The following is a 23,491-nucleotide window of genomic DNA, read 5'->3' on the forward strand; positions in this document are numbered from 1 at the left end:
CCATGCGAAGCGTCTATCCGGTCCTGCGGTATCCCGACGTGCGAGCCGCCGTCGACTTCCTCTGTTCCGCGTTCGGCTTCTCCGTGCGCGAGGCCCACGAGCTGCCCGACGGCACGATCGGCCACGCCGAGCTGGCGTACGGCGACGACCTGGTGATGCTCGGCCCGGGGCCGGCGCCGCGGTTCCGGCCCGCCGACGACGACTACCGCGTCTACGTGGCGCTCGACGACGTCGACGCGCACCACGAGCGCGCACGGGCGGCCGGCGCGGAGATCGTCCGGGCGCCGTTCGACACCGACTACGGCTCCCGCGACTACGCCGCCCGAGACCTGGCGGGGCTGGTCTGGTCGTTCGGTACCTACCGCCCCTGAGCGCGCCGCCCGCACGGTTGCGCTGTGTGGGCGAGGTATTGCCGAGCGTGACGGTGATGCGTACGCTCCCTCCCGGGAGGCGTGCATGCCGTTGTCAGCAAGTCCTGTGGTCCGGAGGGCGAGGCTCGGCGTGGAGCTGCGCCGGCTGCGTCGTCGCGAGTCGCTCACGTTGGAGCAGGTGTGCGCCCGGCTGGGCTGGGCGTCCACCTCGAAGTTGTCCCGCATCGAGCTGGGGCAGAGCCGGCCCGACCTGGCCGACGTGCTCGACCTGCTCGACGTCTACGAGGTGCCGCCGCCGCAGCGCGACGAGCTGATCGTCATCGCCCGCGACGCCGCCACCGGCCGGGGCTGGTCGAAGGCGCTCGGCGAGATGGGGGAGCGCCAGCGGGCGTACGCCGAGCTGGAGGCGGGCGCGGAGCGCATCGTGGAGTACCAGTGCGTGCTCGTGCCCGGCCTGCTCCAGACCCCGGCGTACGCCCGGCTGCGCGTGTCGGCCGGCGCGGCGCTGGCCGGGGAGGTGGACGTGGACGCCGACGTGCGCGCCCGGGTGGCACGCCAGGAGCTGCTGATCCGGCCGGACCCGCCGCACTACACCGCACTGTTGGACGAGCGCGTCTGCGACCCGGACGGCCTGCCCGCCGACGTGTGGCGCGACCAGATGCGGCATCTGCTCGCGCTCGCCGAACGGCCCCGCGTCACCGTCCGGGTGCTGCGGTCCGCGGCGTCGAGCGGCGACGGGCCGCACCCGCTGGCGCCGTTCTCCTACTACTCCTACCCCGACCCGGAGGATCCGCGCACCGTGCTGGTGGAGACGCTCACCACCGACCTGCGGCTGGTCGCCGAGGCGGACGTGACCCACTACGAGCGGGTCATCGAGCGGCTGCTGGCGGCGGCGCTGCCGGCGGACGCCTCCGCCGAGCTGGTGGCCCGGCGGCTCGGCGCGGCGCCGGTGCCCCGGCCGCGCGATCCGCACGAGCTGGAGTGACCCCCACGAGCTGGAGTGAGCCGCACGGCCCGTCGGTGAGGCGCGACCACCGGGCCCGGCGCCCCCGATGCCCGTCGGGACCGGTGGCCGCGCAGCGCGCAGGCTACGGCAGGGGTACGACAGTTCAGGCCGGAACGTCGATGAAGTGCTCGACCAGCGGCGGGCCGGCGAAGTGCGGGCCGATCAGGCCGCGCCACTGCGCGAACCGCTCGGTCTGGCGGAAGTTCACGTCGTGCGCCTCGACCGAGTCCCACTCGACGAGCAGCACGAACCGGGTGGGTGACTCCACGCCCCGGGTCATCCGCACCGAGCGGCAGCCTTCGGCGCCGGCGAGGATCGGCCGCGCCTGCGCGTAGGCGGCGGCGAACTCGTCCTCGTGTCCGGGGGTGACATCGATCAGCGCGACCTCAAGAACCATGCTGGCAGCCTGCCATGCCGGCCCGCCGCCGGTACGTCCCGGGTGACATCCCGGCACCCCGCGCAGGCAGATGGCTAGCCTCCTAGGACGCACTGCGCGACGTGAGCCGCAGCACGTCGAGAGATCGACGGGTGGCCCGGAGATGCGCCACCTTGGTGCGATGGTGAACAATGGCGGCCGAGGAGGGGAGTATTCCCCCGCGACGGAGTCGTCAGCACGGAAGAGCCCCGGCACCCCCGGTGGCCCGACCCGGCTCCGCCGGTCGGAACCCGGCACCCGGGCTCCGGCGGAAGAGACCTCCGACAGTCACCCCTGTCAGCGTCGACGCACCCCGGCGGTACGGTGTGCCCGACGCAGCGTGTCTGCCGGAGGATGGATTTGAACGTGTCCGCATTGGTGTGGGCGGTAACGCTGATCGCGATGGTCGCGGTCCTGCTCGCCGACCTGTTCATCATCGGCCGGCGGCCGCACGAGCCGAGCGTCCGCGAGTCCAGCCTGTGGGTGGGCTTCTACGTCGGCCTGGCGCTGCTCTTCGGCGTGGTGCTCTGGCTGACCGCGGGTGGCCGCGTGGCAGGCGAGTTCTACACCGGCTGGCTCACCGAGTACAGCCTCTCGGTGGACAACCTCTTCGTCTTCGTGATCATCATGGCCCGGTTCGGGGTGCCCCGGCAGTACCAGCAGAAGGTGCTGCTCGTCGGCATCATCCTGGCGCTGATCATGCGGGGCGGCTTCATCGCGGCCGGCGCGGCGCTGATCTCCCAGTTCTCCTGGGTGTTCTACATCTTCGGCGCGTTCCTCATCTACACCGCGGTGAACCTGGCCCGGCAGGGCGAGCCGGACGAGGACGAGTTCAGCGAGAACCTTCTGATCCGGTGGAGCCGCAAGGCGCTGCCGCTGTCCCGCGACTACGACGGGGCGCGGCTGACCACGCGGGAGCACGGGCGGCGCCTGTTCACCCCGATGTTGATCGTGATGATCGCGATCGGCACCACCGACCTGATCTTCGCGCTGGACTCGATCCCGGCGATCTTCGGCATCACCCAGGAGCCGTACCTGGTCTTCACCGCCAACGTGTTCGCGCTGATGGGGCTGCGGCAGCTCTACTTCCTGCTCGGCGGCCTGCTGGACCGGCTCATCTACCTCAGCTACGGCCTGGCCGTGGTGCTCGGCTTCATCGGCGTGAAGCTGGTGCTGGAGGCACTGGCCGAGAACAACCTGCCGTTCATCAACGGCGGCGTGCACGTGGCGTGGGCCCCGCACATCCCGATCTGGCTCTCGCTCACAGTCATCCTCGGCACCCTGGCCGGGGCCACGGCTGCCAGCCTGGCGAAGTCGTCGCGGGACCGGCGCCGGGAACTGGCCCAGGCCCGCCGCTGACCCACCCGTACCGTCGGGGCGCCTCCCTCCGGGGGGCGCCCCGCGGTGTGCCGGGGGTCAGACGCGGTGGGCGCCGACGAGGGTGGCGATCCGGTCGGCGGGCAGCTCCTCCTCGACCACCCGGCGGGTCAGGTAGCAGGCGTGCAGCATCCGGCGCCGGCCGCCGCGCGGCTCGGCCGACACGATCCCCACGTGATGGATGCGCCGGCCGGGCCGGGCGAAGAAGTAGAGGTCGCCGGGGCGTTCGGCGTCCAGCGGCACCCGCGAGGTCGCCGCCGCCTGGTCGTCGGCGTCGCGGGGGAGCGTGATCCCGTACCGCCGCCAGGCCAGGTGCACCAGCCCGGAACAGTCGATGCCGTCGGTGGACATCCCGCCCCAGACGTAGACCAGGTCGCGCAGCCGCTCGGCGACCGCGAGCACCTTCTCGGCCTCGGGACGCTCGGCGGGCAGCGGCACCAGGTCGTCCTCCGTGGCCCAGAGCGGGTCGGCCCGCCCGGGTACGCGGACCGGTCGCCTGCCGTCCACCGGCGGCCCGGCCGGGGTGAGCCGGGTGCCGAGGACCACGCCGGTGAGCGCCGCGTCGCCGTCCGGCTCGGCGCGCAACGCGGTGTGGGCGACGTCGACGGTCAGCGGCCTGTCGGCGGCCGGACCGGAGCCGGCCGGACCGGAACCCGAGCTGGCCGAACCGGAACCGGCTGGAACAGGACCGGCCGGACCGGAACCGGACGGACCAGGACCGGATGAGCCGGTACCGACCGGCCCGGCCGGAGCGGTGCCGGACAGAGCGGGGTCGGCGGGGCCTGCGTCGGCCGGATGAGTGGAGGGCGGGTCGGCGTCGGCGGGATCGGCCAGGTGGGCGGCCCGCAGCCAGCCCGGGTAGCCGTCGGCGCCGAGCTTCGCCGCGGGCTGGCCCAGCGCCACCACCCGTACCCAGCCGTCCGGCCGGGTCTCGGTGACGCGCACCGGCTCGCCGAGCAGCAGCTGGGTCAGGACGCAGTCACCGACGAGCTGGTCGCGGTCCATGCCGGCGATCCAGGCGGCGACGTCGGGGGAGCCGGCGAGGGCGGGGCAGTCGATCGGGCGTACCGCCTCGGGCGCGGTCCAGAGGGTCGCCACCGGTACCCGTACGACGGCCCGGTGGCCGGGCTGAGGCGCCACGCGTACCCCTCTCTGCGGTGGTCGTCGGGGCGACCATATGAAAAATTCTGACGATGCTCAAGCATGTGTCTGAATTTTAGCTTCACGCAGTCCGGTCACGCCCAGTCCCGGCGCGTCCGGCAGCAGCACGTTCGCGCCCTCGTACCGGATGCCGCCGGCGACCGGCGACCAGGCCAGCCACCAGGCGGCGTCGAGGTCCGACACGGCCGTGGTGCCGTAGGCGGCGACCAGGCTGGCCGCGGCGCCCACCCCGACCGGGCCCTCCATCATCGAGCCGACGATGGTGCCCATGCCGTGCGCGGCGGCCAGGTCGAGCAATGTGCGGGCCGGTTGCAGGCCGCCGCACTTGGCCAGCTTCACGTTGACCATGTCGGCGGCCCGCCGCCGGATCACCTCGACCAGGTCGCGCACGTCGAAGACGGACTCGTCGGCCAGGATCGGCAGGTCCACCCGGTCGCTGACCCAGGCCAGCCCGTCCAGGTCGCGGCGGTGCACCGGCTGCTCGACCAGCTCCACGTCGAGCCCCGCGTCCTCGATCGCCCGGATCACCCGGACCGCCTCCCGGGGCGTCCAGCCCTGGTTGGCGTCCAGCCGGATCCGCACGTCCGGGCCGACTGCGGCGCGCACCGCGCGGACCCGCTCCAGGTCGCCGCGGGCGTCCGTGCCGACCTTGAGCTTGAGCACGGTGAACCCTTCGGCGCCGCGTCGCGCCGCCGTCGCGGCCAGGTCCACCGCGTCACCGGCGGCCAGCGTGACGTCGGTCGGCACGCGCAGCGCCGTGCCGCCGAGCAGACGCACCAGGGGTACGCCGAGCCGCCGCGCGGCCAGGTCGTGCAGCGCCACGTCGACCGCCGCCTTGGCCGACTCGTTGCCCACCACGGCGCGGCGCACCAGGGCGCAGGCCGCCTGGAGGTCGTCGGCGTCGCGGCCGATCAGCAGCGGCGCGAGCAGTTCGCGTACGCACGCCTCGGCGCCCGCCACCGACGCGCCGGTGACCTGCCAGACCTGCGGCGCCTCCCCGAAACCCGGGCGCCCGTCGCCGTCGATCACCTCCACGACCAGCGTGTCCACGGTGGTGGTGCGGCGCAGCGCGGTGACGAACGGGGTGTGTAAGGGGGCCGAGAGCCGGTGGGTGCGTACCGCGGCGATCGTCATGTGGGGCACCCTATAGCCAACTGGCACCGAGCAGGGGAGGGCCGATGGCCGGGCGGGAATGGGAGCTGGTGGGCGCGCCGAACGCGCGTGACCTGGGTGGACTGCCGACGACCGACGGGCGGCGGGTACGGGCGGGACGGCTGATCCGCACGCCCGCGCTGGGCCGGCTGACCGACGAGGACCTGCCGGTGCTGGGCAAGCTCGGCCCGGCGTGCGTGGTGGACCTGCGCGACGTCCACGAGCAGGCGGTGGCCCCGCCGGACCGGCTGGTCGGGGAGCCCCGCATGGTGCACCTGCCGGTCTACGACGCGGCGCACCCGGTGTTCACGTACGTCTCGGCGGTGTTGCAGGGCCACGACCTGGACGCGTACGCGGCGCTGGCCCGCGAGGGCATGCCGGGGGCGATGACGGCGATCTACCGCTGGTTCGTCACCGGTGAGTCGGCGCGGGCCGGGTTCGGCGCCGCGGTGCGGCTGGCCGCCGACGGCGCGAACCTGCCGCTGCTGTTCCACTGCTCGGCCGGTAAGGACCGCACCGGCTGGCTGTCGGTGGTGCTGCTGACCGCGCTGGGGGTGGAGGAGGAGGCGATCCGCGCCGACTACCTGGTGCACAACGAGCTGACCGAGAGCCTGCGCGAGGTGCTGCTGTCGGCGATGATCCAGCGCCGGCCGGACCTGGACCCGGCGGTGGCCCGGCCGCTGCTGGAGGTGCGACCGGAATACCTGGACGCCGCCTACGACGAGGTACGCCGCGCGCACGGCTCGTTCGAGGCGTACCTGCGGGACGGTCTGGGGGTGACCGACGCCGACCGTGCCGCGTTGCGCGAGCGGCTGCTGGAGTAGCCGGGTCAGCCGGCCAGGTCGTGGCGCGCGGCCCAGACCCGCGCGGAGACGTGCGCGATCAGCCGGCAGGCGTCGTCGGAGACCTCGTCGCCGTCCGCGCCGCCGTCGGCCAGGTCGGTGGTGGTGCAGACGACGATCGTGTACGGCGGCGCGTCGTCCGGGAACACCACGCCCGCGCCGTGGCGCACACCGCGTACCCAGCCGTTCTTGTGCGCGATCCGGGAGCCGCCGGGCAGCCCGTCGGCCAGATCCTCGCGGTGTTCCTGCGCGACGAGCACGTCAAGCATGGCGGCGCAGCCGGCCGGCGAGGCGAGCGGGCCGGGCCGGATCGCGCCGAGCGCCAGCTCACCGAGCAGGGCGGCCAGGTCGGCGGCGGTGACCAGGTTGTCGATGCCGGAGTCGCGGGCGGCGAAGTCTTCGATGCCGCGGCCGGTGACGCTGTGCCGCGCCCCGGCGAGCGCCCACGCCTGCGCGAGGGCGGGCAGCCCCACCTGGCCGATGCAGATGTTCGTGGCGAGGTTGCTGGACCGGATGATCATGCGTTCGGCGAGCCAGCGCAGCGGCGCCTCGCCGCCGACGCGGTCCCAGACCGCCTCGTCGTTGTCGTAGTCGCGGTCGTTGGTGAACCGGGGCGCGCCGGACAGCGCGGAGTCGAACGAGTTGCGCACCGGCACCGGCGCGTCCAGGTCGAGCCGGCCGGCCTCGGCGGCACGGAACAGCGCCACCAGCACGGCCAGCTTCATGGTGCTCGCCGCGTAGTGGGTGGCGTCGGCCCGCCGCGTCCACGTGGGCCGCGCGCCGGGGCGGCCCACGTACGCGGAGACGGTGCCGGGCACCTTGTCCAGATGCGCGTCGAGCTCCTCCCAGATCATGTGCGCACCGTAGCCGATCGTCGCGGCGTACGCGGGGCAGCGGCGGCCTCGGGTGCGGGGCTAGCGTGCGGAGATGACGACCCCGTTGTACGACGACATCGCCGACTGGTACGAGGAGTACGCCGGCGAGACCACGTCGGTCTACATGGACCGGGTCCGGTCGGTGCTGGCCGATTTGCTGGGTGCCGGCCCGGGCCGGTGCGTGGACCTGTGCTGCGGCACCGGGGCGCACGCAGCCGAGCTGAAGCGTCTCGGGTGGACACCGGTGGGGGTGGACCTGTCCGGCGGGCAGCTACGTCACGCCCGCGCCCGGCTGCCGGTGGCCCGGGCCGACGCGACCGCGTTGCCGCTGGCCACCGGAGCCGTACCGGCGGTGGTCTGCGTGCTCGCGCACACCGACATGCCGGACTATCCGGCGGCGGTCGCCGAGGCGGCGCGGGTGCTGGCGCCCGGCGGCCGGCTGGTGCACGTCGGCGTGCACCCGTGCTTCGTGGGCGCGTTCGCCGACCGGTCCGAGCCGGAGCGGATCGTGATCGACGGCGGGTACGCCTCGCGGGAACGCACGGTCCGGTCGTGGAACGCCACCGGGGTGCGGGCGCGGGTGGGCGCGTGGCACCTGCCCCTGGCCGGACTGCTGGACGCCGTGGCGGCCGCCGGACTGCGGCTGACCCGGGTGGTCGAGTCCGGTTCCGGCCCCGTCCCCGACGTCCTGGCCCTGGAGGCCACCAAGCCCACCTGACCCCACCCTGCCGACCCCGCCCGCCGCCCGCACCCGTGGCCGCCCGTCGTGCCGTCTCGCGCACGTGGCCGGCCGTTCCCGACTGCCGGGATCCCGCGTCCGCACCACGAGACCCAGGAGATCTTGGAAGCAAAGCGCCCCCATAGGGGCCATTTCGTACCAAGATCTCGCACCCGATCCGTCGATCATGAAGTTGGCGGCGGATTTGATCTCCAGGACTGCCGCCAACCTCATGATCGTCCAGCGGCGGGCGGCGGCGGGCGGGCAGCGGCGGGCGGGCGGAGACGGGTGGGGAAGGGGGGAGGGGGAAGGGGGGAGGGGGGAGCCCGGTCCGCCTGGGGGCGGGCCGGGCTCCGGGTGGGGCTGGTGAGCGGGTGGGTCAGCCGGCGTGCTTGCGGCGGGCGGCCATCCGGCCGCGCTGGGTCTGGTCCAGCACCACCTTGCGGATGCGCACCGCGGCCGGGGTGACCTCGACGCACTCGTCCTCGCGGCAGAACTCCAGCGCCTGCTCCAGGGACAGCTTGCGCGGCGGGATCAGCTTCTCGGTCTCGTCGGCGGTCGACGAGCGCATGTTGGTGAGCTTCTTCTCCTTGGTGATGTTGACGTCCATGTCGTCGGAGCGGGAGTTCTCGCCGACGATCATGCCCTCGTACACCTCGGTGCCCGGCTCGACGAAGAGCTGGCCGCGCTCCTGGAGGTTGGTCATCGCGAACGCGGTGACCGCACCGGACCGGTCGGCGACCAGCGACCCGTTGTTGCGGGTGCGCAGCTCGCCGAACCACGGCTCGTACGACTCGAAGACGTGGTGCAGGATGCCGGTGCCGCGGGTCTCGGTGAGGAACTCGGTCCGGAAGCCGATCAGGCCGCGCGCCGGGACCAGCCACTCCATCCGGATCCAGCCGGTGCCGTGGTTGACCAGCTGCTCCATCCGGCCCTTGCGGGTGGCCAGGAGCTGGGTGATGGCGCCCAGGTACTCCTCCGGGGAGTCGATGGTCAGCCGCTCGACCGGCTCGCAGGTCTTGCCGTCGATCTCCTTGGTGACGACCTGCGGCTTGCCGACGGTCAGCTCGAAGGACTCGCGGCGCATCTGCTCGACCAGGATCGCCAGGGCCAGCTCACCACGGCCCTGCACCTCCCAGGCGTCCGGCCGCTCGGTGGGCAGCACCCGCAGCGAGACGTTGCCGATCAGCTCCTTGTCGAGCCGGTCCTTGACCATCCGGGCGGTGACCTTGGCGCCCTTGACCCGGCCGACCAGCGGCGAGGTGTTGGTGCCGATGGTCATCGAGATGGCCGGCTCGTCCACGGTGATCAGCGGCAGCGGCACCGGGTTCTCGGCGTCGGCCAGCGTCTCACCGATCATGATCTCCGGGATGCCGGCGACGGCGATGATGTCGCCCGGCCCGGCGGACTCGGCCGGCTTGCGCTCCAGGCCCTCGGTCATCAGCAGCTCGGAGATGCGTACCCGCTGGGTGCTGCCGTCGGTGCGGCACCAGGCCACGGACTGGCCCTTGCTGATGGTGCCCTGTCGGACCCGGCACAGCGCGAGCCGGCCCAGGAACGGCGAGGCGTCGAGGTTGGTGACGTGCGCCTGGAGCGGCGCGCCCTCGTCGTACGCAGGCGCGGGGATGGTGTCCAGCAGCGTGCGGAACAGCGGCTCCAGGTTGCTGCTGTCGTCCGGGACCGCGCCGTCGGCGGGCTGGGTCAGCGAGGCGATGCCGTCGCGGGCGCAGGCGTAGACGATCGGGAAGTCGATCTGCTCCTCGTCGGCGTCCAGGTCGAGGAACAGCTCGTACGTGTCGTCCACGACCTCCTTGATCCGGGCGTCCGGACGGTCCACCTTGTTGATCACCAGGATGATCGGCAGCCGGGCGCGCAGCGCCTTGCGGAGCACGAACCGGGTCTGCGGCAGGGGGCCCTCGCTGGCGTCGACCAGCAGCACCACACCGTCGACCATGGTCAGGCCGCGCTCGACCTCGCCGCCGAAGTCGGCGTGACCGGGGGTGTCGATGATGTTGATGGTGACCGGTTCCGAGCCGTCCGCCGGCATGTACCGCACGCCGGTGTTCTTGGCGAGGATGGTGATGCCCTTCTCGCGCTCGAGGTCCATCGAGTCCATGACCCGCTCGGTGGTCTCACCACGGGCGCCGTAGGCGCCGGCCTGCCGCAACATGGCGTCGACCAGGGTCGTCTTGCCGTGGTCGACGTGGGCGATGATGGCGACGTTGCGGAGGTCGGTGCGTAGCTGCATACCCTCCATACTCCTGTCTGCGGTTGCCCGGGCACGCCTCGGGGTCACCCCGAGATCGCCCGGATCTGCGTCGAAAGTGCTGTGCCGACCGTTCCAGCGACTGGCATGCTGACACCCGTGCGGGGTGTCCGATGCCTGACCTGCTGAGCTGGCTGCAGGAGCTGCCGCCCCTGCTGATCTACCTGGCCGCCGCGGCGATCGTCGCGGCGGAGACCGCGGTGATCGTCGGGCTGCTGATGCCCGGCGAGGCGACCCTGCTTCTGGTCGGCTTCCTAGCGTACGCGGGGACGCTGCGCCTCGCGCCCGTGCTGGTGGCGATGACCGCCGCCGCCGTGATCGGAGACACACTCGCGTGGCGGGCGGGCCGCCGGTACGGGCCCCGTCTGCGCGCCTCGGGCGTCGGTGCCCGGATCGGCGCGCACCGGTGGCGGCGGGCCGACTCGCTGCTGGAGCGCCTCGGCGGCCGGGGCGTGCTCGCCGCCCGCTGGATCGCGTTCGCCCGCACGCTGGCGCCCCGGCTGGCCGGGTCGGCGGGGATGCCGTACCGGCGGTTCGCGCCGTGGAACCTGGCCGGGGTGGCGAGCTGGGTCGGCGCCTCGGTGCTGGCCGGCTACCTGGCCGGTGAGTCGTACGAGCGGGTGTCGAAGCTGCTCGGCCGGGCCACCGGAGCGGTGCTGGCCCTGCTGCTGTGCCTGCTCGCCGTGGTGCTCGCCGGCCGCTGGCTGGGGCGTAACCCGGACCCGGTACGCGCGCTGGCGGCGCGGGCCGCCGCGTTGCCGCCGCTGCGCTGGCTACGGGCCCGGTACGGGGTGCTGTTCTTCCTGGCCGCCATGCGGCTCGGCCCGGCCTGGACCCTGCTGATCAACCTGGCGCTGGGACTGGCGCTGCTGTTCGTCGCCGGGCTGGCCGTGGCGGTCCTGCTGGAGGCGGTCGTCGCGCACAGCGGGCTGGGTGTCCTCGACGGGCTGGCCGCCGACTGGTTCGCCGCCCGGCGTACCCCAGGGGTGGTCGACACGGCGCTGCTCGCGGTCTCGGTGCTGCGCGGCTGGGTGCTGATCGCCGCGGTGGCGGTGGTGGCCGCGGTGGTGGCGCGGCGGGGCCGGGCGTGGCGGGCCGACCCGCTCGGGGTGCTGGGCACGGTCGGCGCCGCCGTACCGCTCGTGTTGCTCGTCGTCGTCGCGGACCTGACCGGTCCGGGTGGCCCGGACCGGCCCGGTGACCTGTTCCCGACTCAGAACGCGGTGGTGACCGCGAGCTTCGGCACGCTCGCCTGGCTGCTGTCGCGGGGTGCCCGCTGGCCGGTGGGCGCGGCGGTGTGGACGGCCGCGTCGGCGGGGGTGGTCACGGTCACCGGCGCGCGGCTCTACCTGGGCTTCAGTACCGCGAGCGGCACCGTCACGGCGGTCCTGCTGGGCCTCGCCTGGACGACCGTGTTCGTGGTGGCTTGGGCGACCCGGGACCGGCTGGCGGACCCGGACGAGCGGCCGGCCGGCGCGGACCGCGCGGAGTCGCCGCCCCGGCCCCGGCGGCGCCGGTCCGCGTCGCGGGTACCCCCCGGACCCGTCGATCCTTGCTAGGGTGCGCCGACGAGGGCTTACGGGGAGGTCCGATGCGGCGAGGAGCCGGCCGGTGGGCCGTGACAGTGGTGGCGCTGCTCGCGGCGGCCACGCTGACGGCGTGCGGCGAGCAGGAACAGCCGGTCCGGGAGGTCGCCGTGGAACTGCCCACGGCGGCGCCGGCGGAGCAACCGCAGGAGGCGCCGGCCGACGCGCCGAGCGTGGAGCCACCGGCGGTCGCGGCGATGGGCGGGCGGCCCAGCCCGAGCGCGTCGGCGAAACCGAAGCCGAGGGCGAAGCCGACCCGCACGACCACGGCGCCGCTGGCCCGGCCGAAGCCGCCGACCGAGACCCAGGTGCCACCGGCGCCGCCGAAGCCGGTGGACGACGGCTGCAAGCCGAGCTACCGGGGCACCAAGGCCGGCCAGAGCCAGGTCAAGGCGGCACTCGCCGACGCCGCGGCGCGCACCTACTGGCCGACCTCGGCGCCGGACATCCGCATCCCGTCGGCGCTGCTGAAGGCCACCGCCTGGCAGGAGAGCGGGTGGCAGTCCAACATCATCGCCTGTGACGGCGGGGTCGGGCTGATGCAGGTCATGCCGGCCACGGCGGAGTGGATGAACCAGCGGTTCGGCCAGTCGTACGACATCGACGCCTACCGCGACAACGCCTACCTGGGCGGCACCTACCTGGCCTGGCTGACCAAGTACATCGGCGACATGTACTTCGAGTCCGACTACCGGCTCGACGCCTCACTGTGCACCAGCGAGCTGAACTCGTGCCTGCTCAACGCCGTGATCGCGGCCTACAACTACGGGCACGGCGCGGTGGCGCGGGAGGATCAGCCGCTGACCATCCCCAACCCGCAGTACGTGCGCAACGTGCGGGCGCTGATGACCGAGTGCGAGTGCCTGAGCTTCTGAGCGACCGGCCGATCGGGCGGGGGCCGGCGCGTACGCCGGCCCCCGCCCGCCGGTTCAGTCCCGTGCGGGAACCGGCTCGGCCGGCGCCGCGGCAGGCGCGCCGACGTCCCGGGTGATCCGTCCGGGCCACCAGAACCGGTCGCCGAGCAGGAACGCCAGCGCCGGCACCAGGACGGTACGGACCAGCAGCGTGTCCAGCAGCACGCCGAGGCAGACGATGATGCCGATCTGGGTGAGCGTGATCAGCGGCAGCACGCCGAGGACCGCGAACACCGCCGCCAGCAGCACGCCGGCGCTGGTGATCACACCGCCGGTGACCCGCAGCGCCGACAGCATGCCGTCGCGGGTGCCGGTGCGCCGGGCGTCCTCCCGGGCCCGGGTGACCAGGAAGATGTTGTAGTCGACGCCGAGCGCGACCAGGAACACGAACGCGAGCAGCAGCACCCCGCTGTCCAGCGCCGGGAAGTCCAGCACGTGGTCGAAGAGCAACCAGGCCGCGCCGAGGCTGGCGAAGAACGAGCCGATGACGGTCAGCACCAGCAGCAGCGGCGCCAGGAGCCCACGCAGCAGCAGCACCAGGACCGCGCCGACCAGCAGCAGGATGAGCGGCAGGATCAGCTGGAGATCCCTGGTGTTGGCGACGTTGGAGTCGTAGGTGGCGGCGACCGGACCACCGACCAGGGCGCCGTCGGGGGCGTCGGCGCCCTCCACGGCGGGCGGTGCCGAGTCCGGTACGGCGGACACGGCGTCGCGCAGCGCCACCACGGCCCGGTCGGACGCGGCGCTGCCCGGTTCGGCGGTGAGCACCACGTCGATCTGGGCGACCCGGTCCCCGGCGGCGCCGGGCCGGGCCGAGGCGACCCCGTCGACGCCGCTGGCCGCGGCGAGGACGGCCTGGGCGGCCTGCGGGGTGGTGAGCACCGCGACCGGCTGGGTGCTGCCGGCCGGGAACGCCCGGGCGAGCGTCTCCGCTCCGGCGACCGCCTCGGGCTTCTCGCTGAACTGCTCGGTCTCGGACAGCCCGGTGCGGATGCCGAGGCCGCCGAGGGCGAGGCCGGCGAGCAGCAGGACGGCGAGCGCGGCGACCGGCAGCGGCCGGCGGACCACCAGCTCGCCGAGGCGGCCCCAGATCCGGCCCTCGCGGGCGGCGCTGCCGACGCGGGGGACGAACGGCCAGAACAGCCCCCGGCCGAACAGCAGCAGCGCGGCGGGGAGCACGAACAGGGCGCAGAGCATGGCGAGGATCACACCGGTGGCGCAGGCCAGCGCGAGCGCCCGGTTGGTCTCCTGCTCGGACAGCAGCAGCGTGAGCACGCCGAGGACGACGGTGCTGCCGCTGGCCAGGATCGGCTCGGCGGTGCGGCGCAGCGCGGACCGCATGGCGGCGAACCGGTCCTCCTCGCGGCGCAGCTCCTCGCGGTAGCGGGCGATGAGCAGCAGCGCGTAGTTGGTGGCGGCGCCGAACACCAGCACGCTGGCGATGCCCGTCACCTGCCCGCTGGGCAGGTAGATGCCGAAGGCCGGCACGAGGGACTCCACCACGCGCAGCGTGATCTGCTCGGTCGCGCCCACCACCAGCAGCGGCACCAGCCACAGGAACGGGCTGCGGTAGGTGACGAGCAGCAGCACCGCCACCACGGCGGCGGTGACCAGCAGCAGCGTGGTGTCCGCGCCCTGGAACACCTTCCCCAGGTCGGCGGTGAACGCGGGCCCGCCGGTGACCTCGACGGTCAGCTCGCCCGGCAGGTCACCGACCGCCTCGCGGAGCTTCTCCACCTCGTCGACCACCGCCGACGGCCCGCCCTCGGTGGACAGCGGCACCGCGACCAGCGCCACGGTGCCGTCCGGGGAGACCTGGGCGGGGGAGACCCGCCCACCCGCGGCGTGCGAGCCGAGTTCGCCGGAGACGCCGTCGAGCGTGCTGCGGTCCGCGCCGCTGAGCGGGGCCTGGTCGGCGCGGCTGACCACCACCAGGGCGGTCTGGGCGTCCTTGGAGGGCAACTGCTCCTGAAGCCGCTCGACCTGCGTCGACTGCCATTCCACCGACAGGCCGGTGTCGGAGACAGGCTCCGGATTGTCCGGTTTCGGTAGCCCGAAGGCGACCACGCCGACGACGAGCGCGGCGGCCAGCGTGAGCCAGGCGGCCAGCCGGCCCCGGACGACGCGGGTGAACAGAGACATTCTGATGCCCTCACATATTGGTCGCGGGGGATTCTCTCTTAACGAGTATCTTGATGAGCGAGATTATCCGGGGTGGTTCTATGCTGCAACCGGAACTGTTCGACAGGGGGGTGGCGGCAAGCGGTGGCGGCGCACAGGATGTACCGGCGACGTGACGACCCGCGCGCTCGCATGGTCGCCGACATCACCAACGACCTGCGTCGTTACTCGGTCGACGCGCAGCACATCGGGCACGCGTTCGCCGGGCTGCACGGCCTGAACGCCACCGACCTGCACGCCCTGATCGCGGTCATGGAGGCCGAGCTGGTGGGCGACCCGATCACCCCCGGCCGGCTCGGCGAGGCGCTCAACCTCTCCTCCGGCTCGGTGACCGCGCTGGTCGACCGGCTGGAGCGGGGCGGCCACATCCGCCGCGACCGGGACACCACCGACCGCCGCAAGATCCTCCTGCACTACGCCGACCGCGGCGCCATGCTGGCGCAGAGCTTCTTCGGGCCGCTGGGCCGCCGTACCGACGAGGTGATGGACCGCTTCAGCGACGACGAGCTCGCCGTGGTGCACCGGTTCATGGCCGAGATGGTGCACTCGATGCGGGCCCACCGGGACGAGATGCGCGCCGCCCCCCGTCGCGGCGCCACCTCCGGCCCGGCCGACTGACCATGCGGCTGGTCACCCGGGCCGCCGCCGCGGCGCTGCGACTGCCCGCCGCCCGCACCGGGCGGGTCACCGTCACCCGGGACATCCCGGTCCGGGTACGCGACGGAGTGACCTTGCGCACCGACCACTACGCGCCCGGCCTGCCCGCCGCGCCGTGCGTGCTGATCCGCACCCCGTACGGGCGGGGCGGGCCGATCCGGCTGCTGGGCCGTCTGATCGCCGAGCGGGGCTTTCACGTGGTGATCCAGTCGTGCCGCGGCACGTTCGGCTCCGACGGCGAGTTCGCCCCGCTCGTGCACGAGCGCGACGACGGCCTGGACACGCTGGACTGGCTGCGCCGCCAGCGGTGGTGGACCGGCGCGTTCGGCATGTTCGGTGCCAGCTACCAGGGCTTCGTGCAGTGGGCGCTCGCCGCCGACGCGGGCGACGAGCTGCGCGCGATGGTCGCCGTGGTGACCGCGTCGGCCACCCGCGACTCCACGTACGCGGGGGAGTCGTTCGCGCTCGACACGGTGCTCACCTGGGCCGAGCTGCTCCAGGCGCAGACGGTGCCCTGGCTGGCCCGGCAGTGGGAACTCAAACGCGGCCAGCCCCGGCTCGCCCGCGCCCTGGCGCACCTGCCGCTGGCCGAGGCCGACCGGGTCGCCACCGGCGTGACGGTGCCGTTCTTCCAGGAGTGGCTGCGCCACCACACCCCTGACGCCGGCTACTGGCGTACCCGGGTCTTCGGCGACCGGATCACCGAGGTCCGCGCGCCGGTCGCCATGGTCAGCGGCTGGCAGGACATCTTCCTGCCGGCCCAGCTCGACGACTACGCCCGCCTGCGGGCCGCCGGGGCGCGTACCCGCCTGGTCGTCGGGCCGTGGACGCACGGCAGCCCGGGGCTGCTCCTGGCCTCGCTGCGGGAGGGCCTGGACTGGCTCGACACCCACCTGGCCGGCCGGCCCGGGCCGGAACCCGCGCCGGTCCGGGTGCACGTCGGCGGCGACGGCGGCGGCTGGCGTGACCTGCCGGACTGGCCGCCACCGGCCACGCCCGCCCGGTGGCACCTGCGATCCGCCGGCGAGCTGGCCCCCCAACCGCAGGAGCACGGCGCACCGGACCGGATCTGGTACGACCCGGCCGACCCCACCCCGTCGCTCGGTGGCCCGCTGCTGGTGGCCCAGCGGGCCGGCGCGGTGGACAACCGGCCGGTCGAGGCCCGCCCCGACGTGCTGACCTACACCAGCGAGCCGTTGCGCGACCCGGCCGAGGTGGCCGGGCCGGTACGCGCCGAGATCCACCTGCGCAGCGAACTGTCGTACCTGGACGTGTTCGTGCGTCTGTGCGACGTGGACCGGCGCGGGCGCTCCTGGAACGTCTGCGACGGCCTGGTCCGCGTCGAGCCCGGGCGGTTCCCGCGCGATCCGTCCGGATTGGTCACCGTGCCGGTGGCGCTCTGGCCGACGGCGTACCGCTTCGCGCCGGGGCACCGGCTGCGGGTGCAGGTCTCCGGTGGTGCCCACCCCCGCTACGCGCGCAACCCCGGCACCGGCGAACCGCTCGGCACCGCTGTGACTCTTCGTGCTGGGTGGCGGGAAATCCTCCACGATCGTGAGCATCCCTCGGCGTTGGTGCTGCCGCTCGTGCCGGCACCGTCCACAGCGGGCTGATAGTTCAAAAAACCGCCTCTGAGCTGGGCACTTTCGCCTAACCGTGGTTAAGCTCGGAGCAAGTGCCCGGTGCCGTGCAGTTATCCGGCGGGGCGCGTCCGCGGATCGCATGTCATCACGCGGTGTGATTGCTGTGCCCTCGCCGGTCATCGATCGGAAGGGGAGCTGCCATGACGTCGGCCCCGGCGAACCTGCTGGCCGTCCGGAACCTGTTACTCACCTACCTCAACGTCGACAAGAAGGCCGTACGCGCCGACGACCTGGAGCCGGCGGAGGTCGGCATCGTCGGCGACGTCAACCACCGCGGCGGCTACCACTGCGGCTCCGACCGGGTCGTCACGAACGACTACTCGGTGGTGGAGTCCAGCCGGGACCGGTCCGGGCTCACGCTGTACGCGTCGGCGCTGGACGTCGGCACGTTCTCCGTCCGCTCCGGCGGCGGCACGCACAACCTGCGGACCTTCTCCACCTGGATGGTGGCGCAGTGCGCGGCGAACGCGGCCGACACCCGGGACATCCGGGAGATCATCTACTCCCCGGACGGGCGGACGGTGCGCCGCTGGGACCGGCTGGGACGGCGGACCAGCGGGGACAGCAGCCACCTGTTCCACACCCACTTCAGCTTCTTCCGCGACTCCACAAAGGCGGGGCGGGACCAGACCCCGCTGTTCCGCCGCTACCTCACCGCGATCGGAATGATCGCCGTCGCCAAACCGGAGGACGACATGGAACAGACCGACAAGCTCATCCGGGACACCGGCTCGAAGAACCGTACCGTCGGAGACGTCCTGGCCGACCTGCAGAACCTGCGCAACTGGCTCATCTCGCCGGTCAACACCCCCGGGCTGGTCAATCCGCCCATGCCGAACTCGCCGTTGCAGCAGATGCTGGCGATGCTGCGCGCCTGGCCGGCCCTGGTGGCGCAGGTGAACGAGCTGTCCGGCAAGGACTTCACCGACGAGGAGCAGATCGTCTCCGGGGTGCTGGCCGGGCTGCCGCCGGAGAAGATCGCCGAGGCCATCCCGCCGCAGATCGCCCGGGACGTGGCCGACGAACTGTCCCGCCGGCTGACCGCCTGACCGTCCGGCGCCGCGACCTCGCGTCGCGGCGCCGTGGTCCGGTCCGTTTCGCAAGAGTTGTTGCGCAACGGCTCTTGCGAATGCAAGACTCGCCGTATGGAACAGCCCAGCGTCCGGCAGGTCACCGACTCGCGGGTGCTCGCCGCACTCGCCCACCCACTACGCCGCCGGCTCATGGACGTGCTCAAGGTCTACGGCCCGTGCACCGTCGGCATGCTCGCCGAGCACACCGGCCAGGCGCCGGCGAACGTGAGCCACCACCTCAAGGTGCTCGCCGCAGCCGACCTGCTGGTCGAGGCGCCCGAACTGGCCCGCGACCGCCGGGAACGCTGGTGGAAGCCCCGCAACCGGGGCGTGCGCTGGTCCGAGTCCGACTTCGGCGACGACCCGTCCACCCGAGTGGTCGTCGAGGCCGCAGGGTCGCTCAACCTGGAGCGGCACACCGAGCTGGTGCGGGCCTGGCACACGGCGTCGGACGAGACGCACGCAGCCTGGATCGACGCACCGTTCAGCACCGACCACTGGCTGCACCTGACCCCGGACGAGCTGGACGCGCTCGGCCGTGAGGTGATCGCCCTGCTCACCCGCTGGTCGGACCGGCCCGTCCCCGACGACGGGCAGCGGCGCGAGCCGGTCTTCGTGTTCGCCCACGGCGTCCCGGGCCGGCCGTGACCGCCCACGGCGTTCCGGCGCCGGCCGCGAACGCCTTACCGGGGCGCCCGTTGTGACCGCCCCCGCGCGTACGCCCGGGCCGGTCGAAGCGCCGCCCGGCGGGCTGTTCCGGCACCGCGACTTCCGGCTGCTCTGGACCGCCCACACGGTCAGCGCCGTGGGCAGCAACATGACCGTCGTGGCGCTGCCGCTGGTCGCGGTCGCGGTGCTCGACGCGACCACGTTCCAGGTGGCGGTGCTGACCGCGGCGGCGTGGCTGCCCTGGCTGCTCGCCGGCCTGCCGGTCGGGGCGTGGGTCGACCGCGTCCGCCGCCGGCCCGTGATGATCGCCGCCGACCTGGTCGCCGCCGCGCTGTTCGCGAGCGTGCCGGTAGCCGCACTGCTCGGACTGCTCACCGTCGGCCACCTGCTGGCCGTGGCGCTCGGCGCCGGACTCGCCCGGGTGTTCTTCGAGACCGCCGACCAGGTCTACCTGCCCACGCTGCTGTGTCCCGAGCAGGTGCCCGAGGCCAACGCCCGGCTGCACGCCACCCAGACCGCGAGCTACCTCGTCGGGCCCGGTCTGGCCGGTCTGGTCGCCCAGGTCGTCGGCGCGGTGGCCGCAGTGGCGCTGGACGCGCTGAGCTTCCTGCTCTCCGCGCTGTGCCTGCGCCGCATCCGCGCGGCCGAGCCCCGGCCGCACCGTCCCGCCGGGACGACGTCGCTGCGCCGGGACGTCGCCGCCGGGCTGCGGTTCGTCGTCCGCGACCCGTACCTGCGGGTGCTGACGGTCTTCGGGGCGGCGAGCAACATCGGGCTCACCGGCTACCAGGCGGTGCTCGTGGTGTTCCTGGTCCGCTCGGCCGAGCTGCCCGCCGGGCTGGTCGGCCTCCTGATCGGACTCGCCAGTCTCGGTGGCGTGATCGGCGCCGCACTGGCCGCGCGCCTGTCCCGCCGGCTCGGCAGCGCCCGTACGCTGCTGGTCGCCGGCGCCCTGACCGGCCCGCCCGCGCTGCTGATCCCGCTCGCCGGCCCCGGCGCGCGCACCGGCTGGCTGGTGCTCGGCGGGGTGCTGGTGAGCCTCGGCGTCGCCATCGGCAACGTGGTCAAGGGCAGCTTCCGGCAGACGTACACGCCGCACCGGCTGCTCGGCCGCGTCACGGTGAGCATGCAGCTGCTCAACTACGGGACGATTCCGCTGGCCGCCCTGCTCGCCGGGGCGCTGGGCGCGGCCTGGGGGCCGGGCGGCGCGATCCGGGCGATGACCGCCTGGCTGGCGCTGACGCCGCTGATCCTGCTGGCCGGGCCACTACGGAGACGGCGCGACCTGCCGACCGCGCCGTCCTGATGATGCACTGCGGCGGCGGTCGGAGCCCGACCGCCGCCACCGGCACGCGTTACATCGGACGAACGTTGTCCGCCTGCGGGCCCTTCTGCCCCTGGGTCACCTCGAACTCGACCTTCTGGCCCTCGTTCAGCTCGCGGTAGCCACTGCTCTGGATGGCCGAGTAGTGGACGAACACGTCCGGGCCTCCGCCGTCCTGCTCGATGAAGCCGAAGCCCTTTTCCGAGTTGAACCACTTGACCGTGCCGGTTGCCATGCGTCTCTCCCTGTTCAATGCGAGCGAGCACCGGCTCCGCGGCCGGTGATCGCCCTGTACCACCCCGACAGTAACCGTCCGGACCGGAATCCGCTGCCGGAAGCGCGCGGCGCGCCCATGAATACGTGCGCGACCGGAAAAAGACCCCGCCGCCGGGCCGGGCACGGCATGCTTGCCCCGATGAGCAGGCAGACGGCTCTGGCCGACCTGGAGCAGGAGATCGCGGCGCCCGGCGCGGGCCCGGACCGCCTGCGCCTGGTCGGTACGCCGTTCGTTCCGGAGGTGCGCCTGCACCTGGCCGAGGACGCCATCCTGTGGTGGGCCCGGATGGAGGCCGCCGCCGGGCGGTCGCTGCCGCCGCCGTACTGGGCGTCGGTCTGGGCCGGCGGCCAGGCGCTCGCCCGCCACCTGCTGGACCACCCCGAGCTGGCCGCCGGGCGGCGGGTTCTCGACCTGGGCGCCGGATCGGGGCTGGTCGCCATCGCCGCCGCGCTCGCCGGGGCCGACCAGGTGATCGCCAACGACATCGACCCGTACGCGGTGGCGGCGATCACCGTCAACGCCCGGGCCAACCGGGTCCGGGTGACCGCCGACGGCGCCGACCTGCTCGACGGGGTGGCGGGCGCCGACCTGCTGGTGGCCGGGGACGCGCTCTACGACGCGGGCCTGGCCGCCCGGGTCCTGCCCTACCTGCGGCGGTGCGCCGCACACGGCGTGCAGGTGCTGGTCGGCGACCCGGACCGGGGCCACCTGCCACCGGACGGGCTGGAACTGGTGGCCAGCTATCCGGTGCCGACCACCGAACCCTCGGTCGACTCCCCGGTACGCCGGGTGCAGGTGCTCCGCCCCCGCTGACCCGGCCGACCCTAGGGGTCTCCCCGGCCGGGTGTCGGGGACCACTGGGGGATCATGCCCGATGTGCCGGGGTGCCGGCGGGGCATAGCGTGCAGCTCATGAACGAACTCGTGGCCGCCGCCGGTGAGCTGCCCACCACCCTGCTGATGGGGCTGCTCGGCGTGGTCATGCTCGCCGACGCCGTACCCCTGATCGGGGTGCTGGTGCCCGGCGACGCCGCGGTCCTGGCCGCGGTCGGCGCGGGTCGTCCGGCCGGTGGGGCGCTCACCGTCGCGGCGGTGGTGGCCGGATGCCTGGCCGGCTGGTCGCTGAGCTTCTTCGCGGGCCGGCGCTGGGGCGAGCGGCTGCGGGACAGCCGGGTGGGCGGCTGGATCGGCGAGTCCCGCTGGGCCGCCGCCGAGACGCTGCTGCACCGCGGCGGCGGACGGATCGTGCTGGTGGCGCCGTTCCTGCCGGTGTTCAACGCGTTGCTGCCGCTGGCCGCCGGCGGGCTGCGGATGTCGTACCGGCGGTTCCTGGCCTGCGCGGCGGCGGGGGCCACCGCGTGGGCCGGGCTCTACGTGGCGCTGGGGCTCGCCGCGCGGACGCTGACCGGTCTGCTGCCCGGCGCGCTCAACCCCACGGTGCTGACCATGGCGGTCGGGCTGCTGCTGGCCGGCCCGGTGCTGCTCGCCACCCGGCGCCGGCTGCGGGCGGTCACCGGCTGACCGCGCCCGGCCCGGCCGTCACGGGGGAGGCCGGGCCGGGCGAGCTCACCAGCCGCGGGCGCGCCACTGCGGCACCGCGGGCCGCTCGGCGCCGATGGTGCTGTCCTTGCCGTGGCCCGGGTAGAACCAGGTGTCGTCCGGCAACTGGTCGAAGAGCTTGGCCTCGACGTCGTCGATGAGCCGGCCGAAGCGCTCCGGGTCCTGGTCGGTGTTGCCCACGCCACCGGGGAAGAGCGAGTCGCCGGTGAACAGGTGCGGGGTGCCGGCCGGGTCGCGGTAGAGCAGCGCGATCGAGCCCGGCGTGTGCCCGCGCAGGTGGATGACCTCCAGCGCGCAGTCACCGACCGGCACCGTGTCGCCGTCGCCCAGCCGCTCGGCGGAGATGGGCAGACCTTCGGCGTCGTCGGCGTGCACCAGCGCGCGCGCCCCGGTCTTGGCCACCACCTCCTCCAGCGCGACCCAGTGGTCCATGTGCTGGTGCGTGGTCACCACAGCGGCCAGGCCGCCGTCGCCGACCAGCTCCAGCAGGCGCGGCGCCTCGTTCGCGGCGTCGATCAGCACCTGCTCGCCGGTGGCGTTGCAGCGCAGCAGATAGGCGTTGTTGTCCATCGGGCCCACCGACAGCTTGGTGACGGTGAGCCGGTCGAGCTCGCGCACGGCCGGCGGACCGCCGGGCGTGACGTCTCCGGTGTAGGTCATGACGATGTTCAGATCCATTCCGGTGGGTTCGGCAGGGGGCCGTCGGGTTCGACGGTGAGCAGCTCGCCCGCGCCCCGGCCGGTCAGCCAGGCGGCGAGTTCCGGCGCGGGGCCGGTGACCGTGGGCGCCCCCTCGGGGTCACCCACGACGAGTTCGGACGCCGCGCCGTCGAAACGCAGCACCATGGCGGGCGCGGCCGGGTTGCCGGCCAGCCCGGTCACCACCTCGTGCAGCAGCCGCTGGGCGAACGCCTCCGGCCAGTCCGCCGGCCGGTAACCGGCCGCCAGGTCGACGTGGTGCACCTCGACCTCGCGCAGCCGCCCCCAGACCAGCATCGCCGCCGGCCACGGGCCGCGCCGGGTCTGCACGGTGGCGCCCCAGGCGTCCACGGGCATCGCCGCGACCGCCGCGTCGAAGCGCTGGCCGCTGCGGCGTACGTCGTCCAGCAGGTCGGCCGGGCCGCGGCCGGCGCCGGCGTCGATGTCGTCGGCGCGGGCCTGCGCCGAGGCGTACATCGGGATCTCCTCGCCGGTGCGCGCCGAGGTGAGCAGGTTGACGAACCCGTCGGCGTTGCGGGCCAGGTGGGTGAGCACGTGCGCGCGGGTCCAGCCCGGCAGCAGCGAGGGTGCCGCGACGTCCGCGGCGGTCAGGCCGGACACGGTACGCAGCAGCCGGTCGTTCGCCTCGGCCAGCGCGCCGGTCAGCAGCAGTGGGTCGCTCGTCATCTCGTTCTCACGCGTCCGACCCTAGCGGCCCGGACCGGGC

At 73.8% G+C, this 23,491-nt stretch carries 23 protein-coding genes; 14 read left to right on the forward strand and 9 right to left on the reverse strand.

The window, feature by feature from the left end:
* The first annotated feature begins 2 nt into the window (after positions 1-2).
* Both ABIH81_RS17500 and ABIH81_RS17505 read left to right on the forward strand, forming a co-directional pair.
* Positions 3-371, forward strand: a complete 369-nt coding sequence (locus tag ABIH81_RS17500; protein WP_349875985.1) for a VOC family protein — start codon at positions 3-5, stop codon at positions 369-371.
* Positions 372-456: 85 nt separating this feature from the next.
* Entirely contained in the window at positions 457-1,356 is a 900-nt protein-coding gene (locus ABIH81_RS17505) for a DUF5753 domain-containing protein (protein WP_349875986.1), read from the forward strand.
* 124 nt (positions 1,357-1,480) lie between these two features.
* On the opposite strand, the gene ABIH81_RS17510 is transcribed toward ABIH81_RS17505, so the two are convergent.
* Positions 1,481-1,774: an antibiotic biosynthesis monooxygenase gene (locus tag ABIH81_RS17510; RefSeq protein WP_013287496.1), complete on the reverse strand. Its 294-nt coding sequence runs from the start codon at positions 1,772-1,774 to the stop codon at positions 1,481-1,483.
* A gap of 378 nt (positions 1,775-2,152) precedes the next feature.
* Between ABIH81_RS17510 and ABIH81_RS17515 the strand changes: the two genes are divergently transcribed.
* Positions 2,153-3,151: a TerC family protein gene (locus tag ABIH81_RS17515; RefSeq protein ID WP_349881135.1), complete on the forward strand. Its 999-nt coding sequence runs from the start codon at positions 2,153-2,155 to the stop codon at positions 3,149-3,151.
* Positions 3,152-3,208: 57 nt separating this feature from the next.
* Here the strand turns inward: ABIH81_RS17515 and ABIH81_RS17520 are convergent, their stop codons facing one another.
* Complete coding sequence (locus ABIH81_RS17520; protein ID WP_349875987.1) at positions 3,209-4,309, reverse strand: C40 family peptidase; 1,101 nt, start codon at positions 4,307-4,309, stop codon at positions 3,209-3,211.
* A gap of 57 nt (positions 4,310-4,366) precedes the next feature.
* Complete coding sequence (locus ABIH81_RS17525) at positions 4,367-5,464, reverse strand: dipeptide epimerase (RefSeq protein WP_349875988.1); 1,098 nt, start codon at positions 5,462-5,464, stop codon at positions 4,367-4,369.
* 44 nt (positions 5,465-5,508) lie between these two features.
* Here ABIH81_RS17525 and ABIH81_RS17530 point away from each other — a divergent pair, with 44 nt between their 5' ends.
* Complete coding sequence (locus ABIH81_RS17530) at positions 5,509-6,306, forward strand: tyrosine-protein phosphatase (protein ID WP_349875989.1); 798 nt, start codon at positions 5,509-5,511, stop codon at positions 6,304-6,306.
* A 5-nt stretch (positions 6,307-6,311) separates the two neighbouring features.
* On the opposite strand, the gene ABIH81_RS17535 is transcribed toward ABIH81_RS17530, so the two are convergent.
* A complete protein-coding gene (locus ABIH81_RS17535; protein ID WP_349875990.1) occupies positions 6,312-7,178 on the reverse strand; it encodes a serine hydrolase in 867 nt (288 codons plus the stop codon).
* 73 nt (positions 7,179-7,251) lie between these two features.
* On the opposite strand from ABIH81_RS17535, the gene ABIH81_RS17540 reads away from it, so the two are divergent.
* Complete coding sequence (locus ABIH81_RS17540) at positions 7,252-7,917, forward strand: methyltransferase domain-containing protein (RefSeq protein ID WP_349875991.1); 666 nt, start codon at positions 7,252-7,254, stop codon at positions 7,915-7,917.
* A 379-nt stretch (positions 7,918-8,296) separates the two neighbouring features.
* Here ABIH81_RS17540 and typA read toward each other — a convergent pair whose 3' ends face one another.
* The gene (typA, locus tag ABIH81_RS17545; protein WP_349875992.1) at positions 8,297-10,165 is read right to left on the reverse strand and encodes a translational GTPase TypA; all 1,869 of its coding nucleotides are present in this window, start codon (positions 10,163-10,165) and stop codon (positions 8,297-8,299) included.
* Between the two features lie 131 nt (positions 10,166-10,296).
* Between typA and ABIH81_RS17550 the strand changes: the two genes are divergently transcribed.
* Positions 10,297-11,742 carry a DedA family protein gene (locus ABIH81_RS17550; protein ID WP_349875993.1) on the forward strand — a complete coding sequence of 482 codons (1,446 nt, stop codon included), beginning with the start codon at positions 10,297-10,299 and terminating at the stop codon, positions 11,740-11,742.
* 32 nt (positions 11,743-11,774) lie between these two features.
* Positions 11,775-12,644, forward strand: coding sequence for a transglycosylase SLT domain-containing protein (locus tag ABIH81_RS17555; RefSeq protein WP_349875994.1), 870 nt, complete (start codon positions 11,775-11,777; stop codon positions 12,642-12,644).
* A 54-nt stretch (positions 12,645-12,698) separates the two neighbouring features.
* On the opposite strand, the gene ABIH81_RS17560 is transcribed toward ABIH81_RS17555, so the two are convergent.
* On the reverse strand, positions 12,699-14,825 hold the full coding sequence (locus ABIH81_RS17560) for an efflux RND transporter permease subunit (RefSeq protein ID WP_349875995.1): 2,127 nt from the start codon (positions 14,823-14,825) through the stop codon (positions 12,699-12,701).
* Positions 14,826-14,963: 138 nt separating this feature from the next.
* Between ABIH81_RS17560 and ABIH81_RS17565 the strand changes: the two genes are divergently transcribed.
* The 5 genes from ABIH81_RS17565 (at position 14,964) to ABIH81_RS17585 (ending at position 20,212) form a co-directional block, all read left to right on the forward strand.
* A complete protein-coding gene (locus ABIH81_RS17565; RefSeq protein ID WP_349881136.1) occupies positions 14,964-15,482 on the forward strand; it encodes a MarR family transcriptional regulator in 519 nt (172 codons plus the stop codon).
* Entirely contained in the window at positions 15,479-17,134 is a 1,656-nt protein-coding gene (locus ABIH81_RS17570; RefSeq protein ID WP_349881137.1) for a CocE/NonD family hydrolase, read from the forward strand. Before ABIH81_RS17565 ends, ABIH81_RS17570 begins: the two co-directional genes overlap by 4 nt.
* Positions 17,135-17,304: 170 nt before the next feature.
* The gene (locus ABIH81_RS17575; RefSeq protein ID WP_349875996.1) at positions 17,305-18,213 is read left to right on the forward strand and encodes a hypothetical protein; all 909 of its coding nucleotides are present in this window, start codon (positions 17,305-17,307) and stop codon (positions 18,211-18,213) included.
* 96 nt (positions 18,214-18,309) lie between these two features.
* Entirely contained in the window at positions 18,310-18,885 is a 576-nt protein-coding gene (locus tag ABIH81_RS17580; protein ID WP_349875997.1) for a metalloregulator ArsR/SmtB family transcription factor, read from the forward strand.
* A 52-nt stretch (positions 18,886-18,937) separates the two neighbouring features.
* On the forward strand, positions 18,938-20,212 hold the full coding sequence (locus ABIH81_RS17585; RefSeq protein WP_349875998.1) for an MFS transporter: 1,275 nt from the start codon (positions 18,938-18,940) through the stop codon (positions 20,210-20,212).
* Between the two features lie 49 nt (positions 20,213-20,261).
* Here the strand turns inward: ABIH81_RS17585 and ABIH81_RS17590 are convergent, their stop codons facing one another.
* Positions 20,262-20,465 carry a cold-shock protein gene (locus ABIH81_RS17590; RefSeq protein WP_013287480.1) on the reverse strand — a complete coding sequence of 68 codons (204 nt, stop codon included), beginning with the start codon at positions 20,463-20,465 and terminating at the stop codon, positions 20,262-20,264.
* A gap of 180 nt (positions 20,466-20,645) precedes the next feature.
* Between ABIH81_RS17590 and ABIH81_RS17595 the strand changes: the two genes are divergently transcribed.
* Both ABIH81_RS17595 and ABIH81_RS17600 read left to right on the forward strand, forming a co-directional pair.
* A complete protein-coding gene (locus ABIH81_RS17595) occupies positions 20,646-21,320 on the forward strand; it encodes a 50S ribosomal protein L11 methyltransferase (protein ID WP_349875999.1) in 675 nt (224 codons plus the stop codon).
* 98 nt (positions 21,321-21,418) lie between these two features.
* Positions 21,419-22,027: a VTT domain-containing protein gene (locus ABIH81_RS17600; RefSeq protein WP_349876000.1), complete on the forward strand. Its 609-nt coding sequence runs from the start codon at positions 21,419-21,421 to the stop codon at positions 22,025-22,027.
* A 45-nt stretch (positions 22,028-22,072) separates the two neighbouring features.
* Here ABIH81_RS17600 and ABIH81_RS17605 read toward each other — a convergent pair whose 3' ends face one another.
* Together ABIH81_RS17605 and ABIH81_RS17610 are read right to left on the reverse strand one after the other, a co-directional pair.
* On the reverse strand, positions 22,073-22,726 hold the full coding sequence (locus ABIH81_RS17605) for an MBL fold metallo-hydrolase (protein WP_349876001.1): 654 nt from the start codon (positions 22,724-22,726) through the stop codon (positions 22,073-22,075).
* An 8-nt stretch (positions 22,727-22,734) separates the two neighbouring features.
* Positions 22,735-23,451, reverse strand: coding sequence for a maleylpyruvate isomerase family mycothiol-dependent enzyme (locus ABIH81_RS17610; protein ID WP_349876002.1), 717 nt, complete (start codon positions 23,449-23,451; stop codon positions 22,735-22,737).
* Positions 23,452-23,491: the final 40 nt, after the last annotated feature.

The sequence above is a fragment of the Micromonospora sp. HUAS YX12 genome (assembly GCF_040215685.1).
Taxonomy (GTDB): Bacteria; Actinomycetota; Actinomycetes; order Mycobacteriales; family Micromonosporaceae; genus Micromonospora; species Micromonospora tulbaghiae.

What these genes read in the sequence shown, in the direction of transcription:
- ABIH81_RS17610 (WP_349876002.1), bottom strand. Translation starts at nt 23,451, where the DNA reads ATGACGAGCGACCCACTGCTGCTGACCGGCGCGCTGGCCGAGGCGAAC.
- ABIH81_RS17605 (WP_349876001.1), bottom strand. Translation starts at nt 22,726, where the DNA reads ATGACCTACACCGGAGACGTCACGCCCGGCGGTCCGCCGGCCGTGCGC.
- ABIH81_RS17590 (WP_013287480.1), bottom strand. Translation starts at nt 20,465, where the DNA reads ATGGCAACCGGCACGGTCAAGTGGTTCAACTCGGAAAAGGGCTTCGGC.
- ABIH81_RS17560 (WP_349875995.1), bottom strand. Translation starts at nt 14,825, where the DNA reads ATGTCTCTGTTCACCCGCGTCGTCCGGGGCCGGCTGGCCGCCTGGCTC.
- ABIH81_RS17580 (WP_349875997.1), top strand. Translation starts at nt 18,310, where the DNA reads ATGGAACAGCCCAGCGTCCGGCAGGTCACCGACTCGCGGGTGCTCGCC.
- ABIH81_RS17555 (WP_349875994.1), top strand. Translation starts at nt 11,775, where the DNA reads ATGCGGCGAGGAGCCGGCCGGTGGGCCGTGACAGTGGTGGCGCTGCTC.
- ABIH81_RS17505 (WP_349875986.1), top strand. Translation starts at nt 457, where the DNA reads ATGCCGTTGTCAGCAAGTCCTGTGGTCCGGAGGGCGAGGCTCGGCGTG.
- ABIH81_RS17600 (WP_349876000.1), top strand. Translation starts at nt 21,419, where the DNA reads ATGAACGAACTCGTGGCCGCCGCCGGTGAGCTGCCCACCACCCTGCTG.
- ABIH81_RS17565 (WP_349881136.1), top strand. Translation starts at nt 14,964, where the DNA reads ATGTACCGGCGACGTGACGACCCGCGCGCTCGCATGGTCGCCGACATC.
- ABIH81_RS17530 (WP_349875989.1), top strand. Translation starts at nt 5,509, where the DNA reads ATGGCCGGGCGGGAATGGGAGCTGGTGGGCGCGCCGAACGCGCGTGAC.
- ABIH81_RS17535 (WP_349875990.1), bottom strand. Translation starts at nt 7,178, where the DNA reads ATGATCTGGGAGGAGCTCGACGCGCATCTGGACAAGGTGCCCGGCACC.
- ABIH81_RS17550 (WP_349875993.1), top strand. Translation starts at nt 10,297, where the DNA reads ATGCCTGACCTGCTGAGCTGGCTGCAGGAGCTGCCGCCCCTGCTGATC.
- ABIH81_RS17540 (WP_349875991.1), top strand. Translation starts at nt 7,252, where the DNA reads ATGACGACCCCGTTGTACGACGACATCGCCGACTGGTACGAGGAGTAC.
- ABIH81_RS17510 (WP_013287496.1), bottom strand. Translation starts at nt 1,774, where the DNA reads ATGGTTCTTGAGGTCGCGCTGATCGATGTCACCCCCGGACACGAGGAC.
- ABIH81_RS17575 (WP_349875996.1), top strand. Translation starts at nt 17,305, where the DNA reads ATGACGTCGGCCCCGGCGAACCTGCTGGCCGTCCGGAACCTGTTACTC.
- ABIH81_RS17500 (WP_349875985.1), top strand. Translation starts at nt 3, where the DNA reads ATGCGAAGCGTCTATCCGGTCCTGCGGTATCCCGACGTGCGAGCCGCC.
- typA (WP_349875992.1), bottom strand. Translation starts at nt 10,165, where the DNA reads ATGCAGCTACGCACCGACCTCCGCAACGTCGCCATCATCGCCCACGTC.
- ABIH81_RS17595 (WP_349875999.1), top strand. Translation starts at nt 20,646, where the DNA reads ATGAGCAGGCAGACGGCTCTGGCCGACCTGGAGCAGGAGATCGCGGCG.
- ABIH81_RS17525 (WP_349875988.1), bottom strand. Translation starts at nt 5,464, where the DNA reads ATGACGATCGCCGCGGTACGCACCCACCGGCTCTCGGCCCCCTTACAC.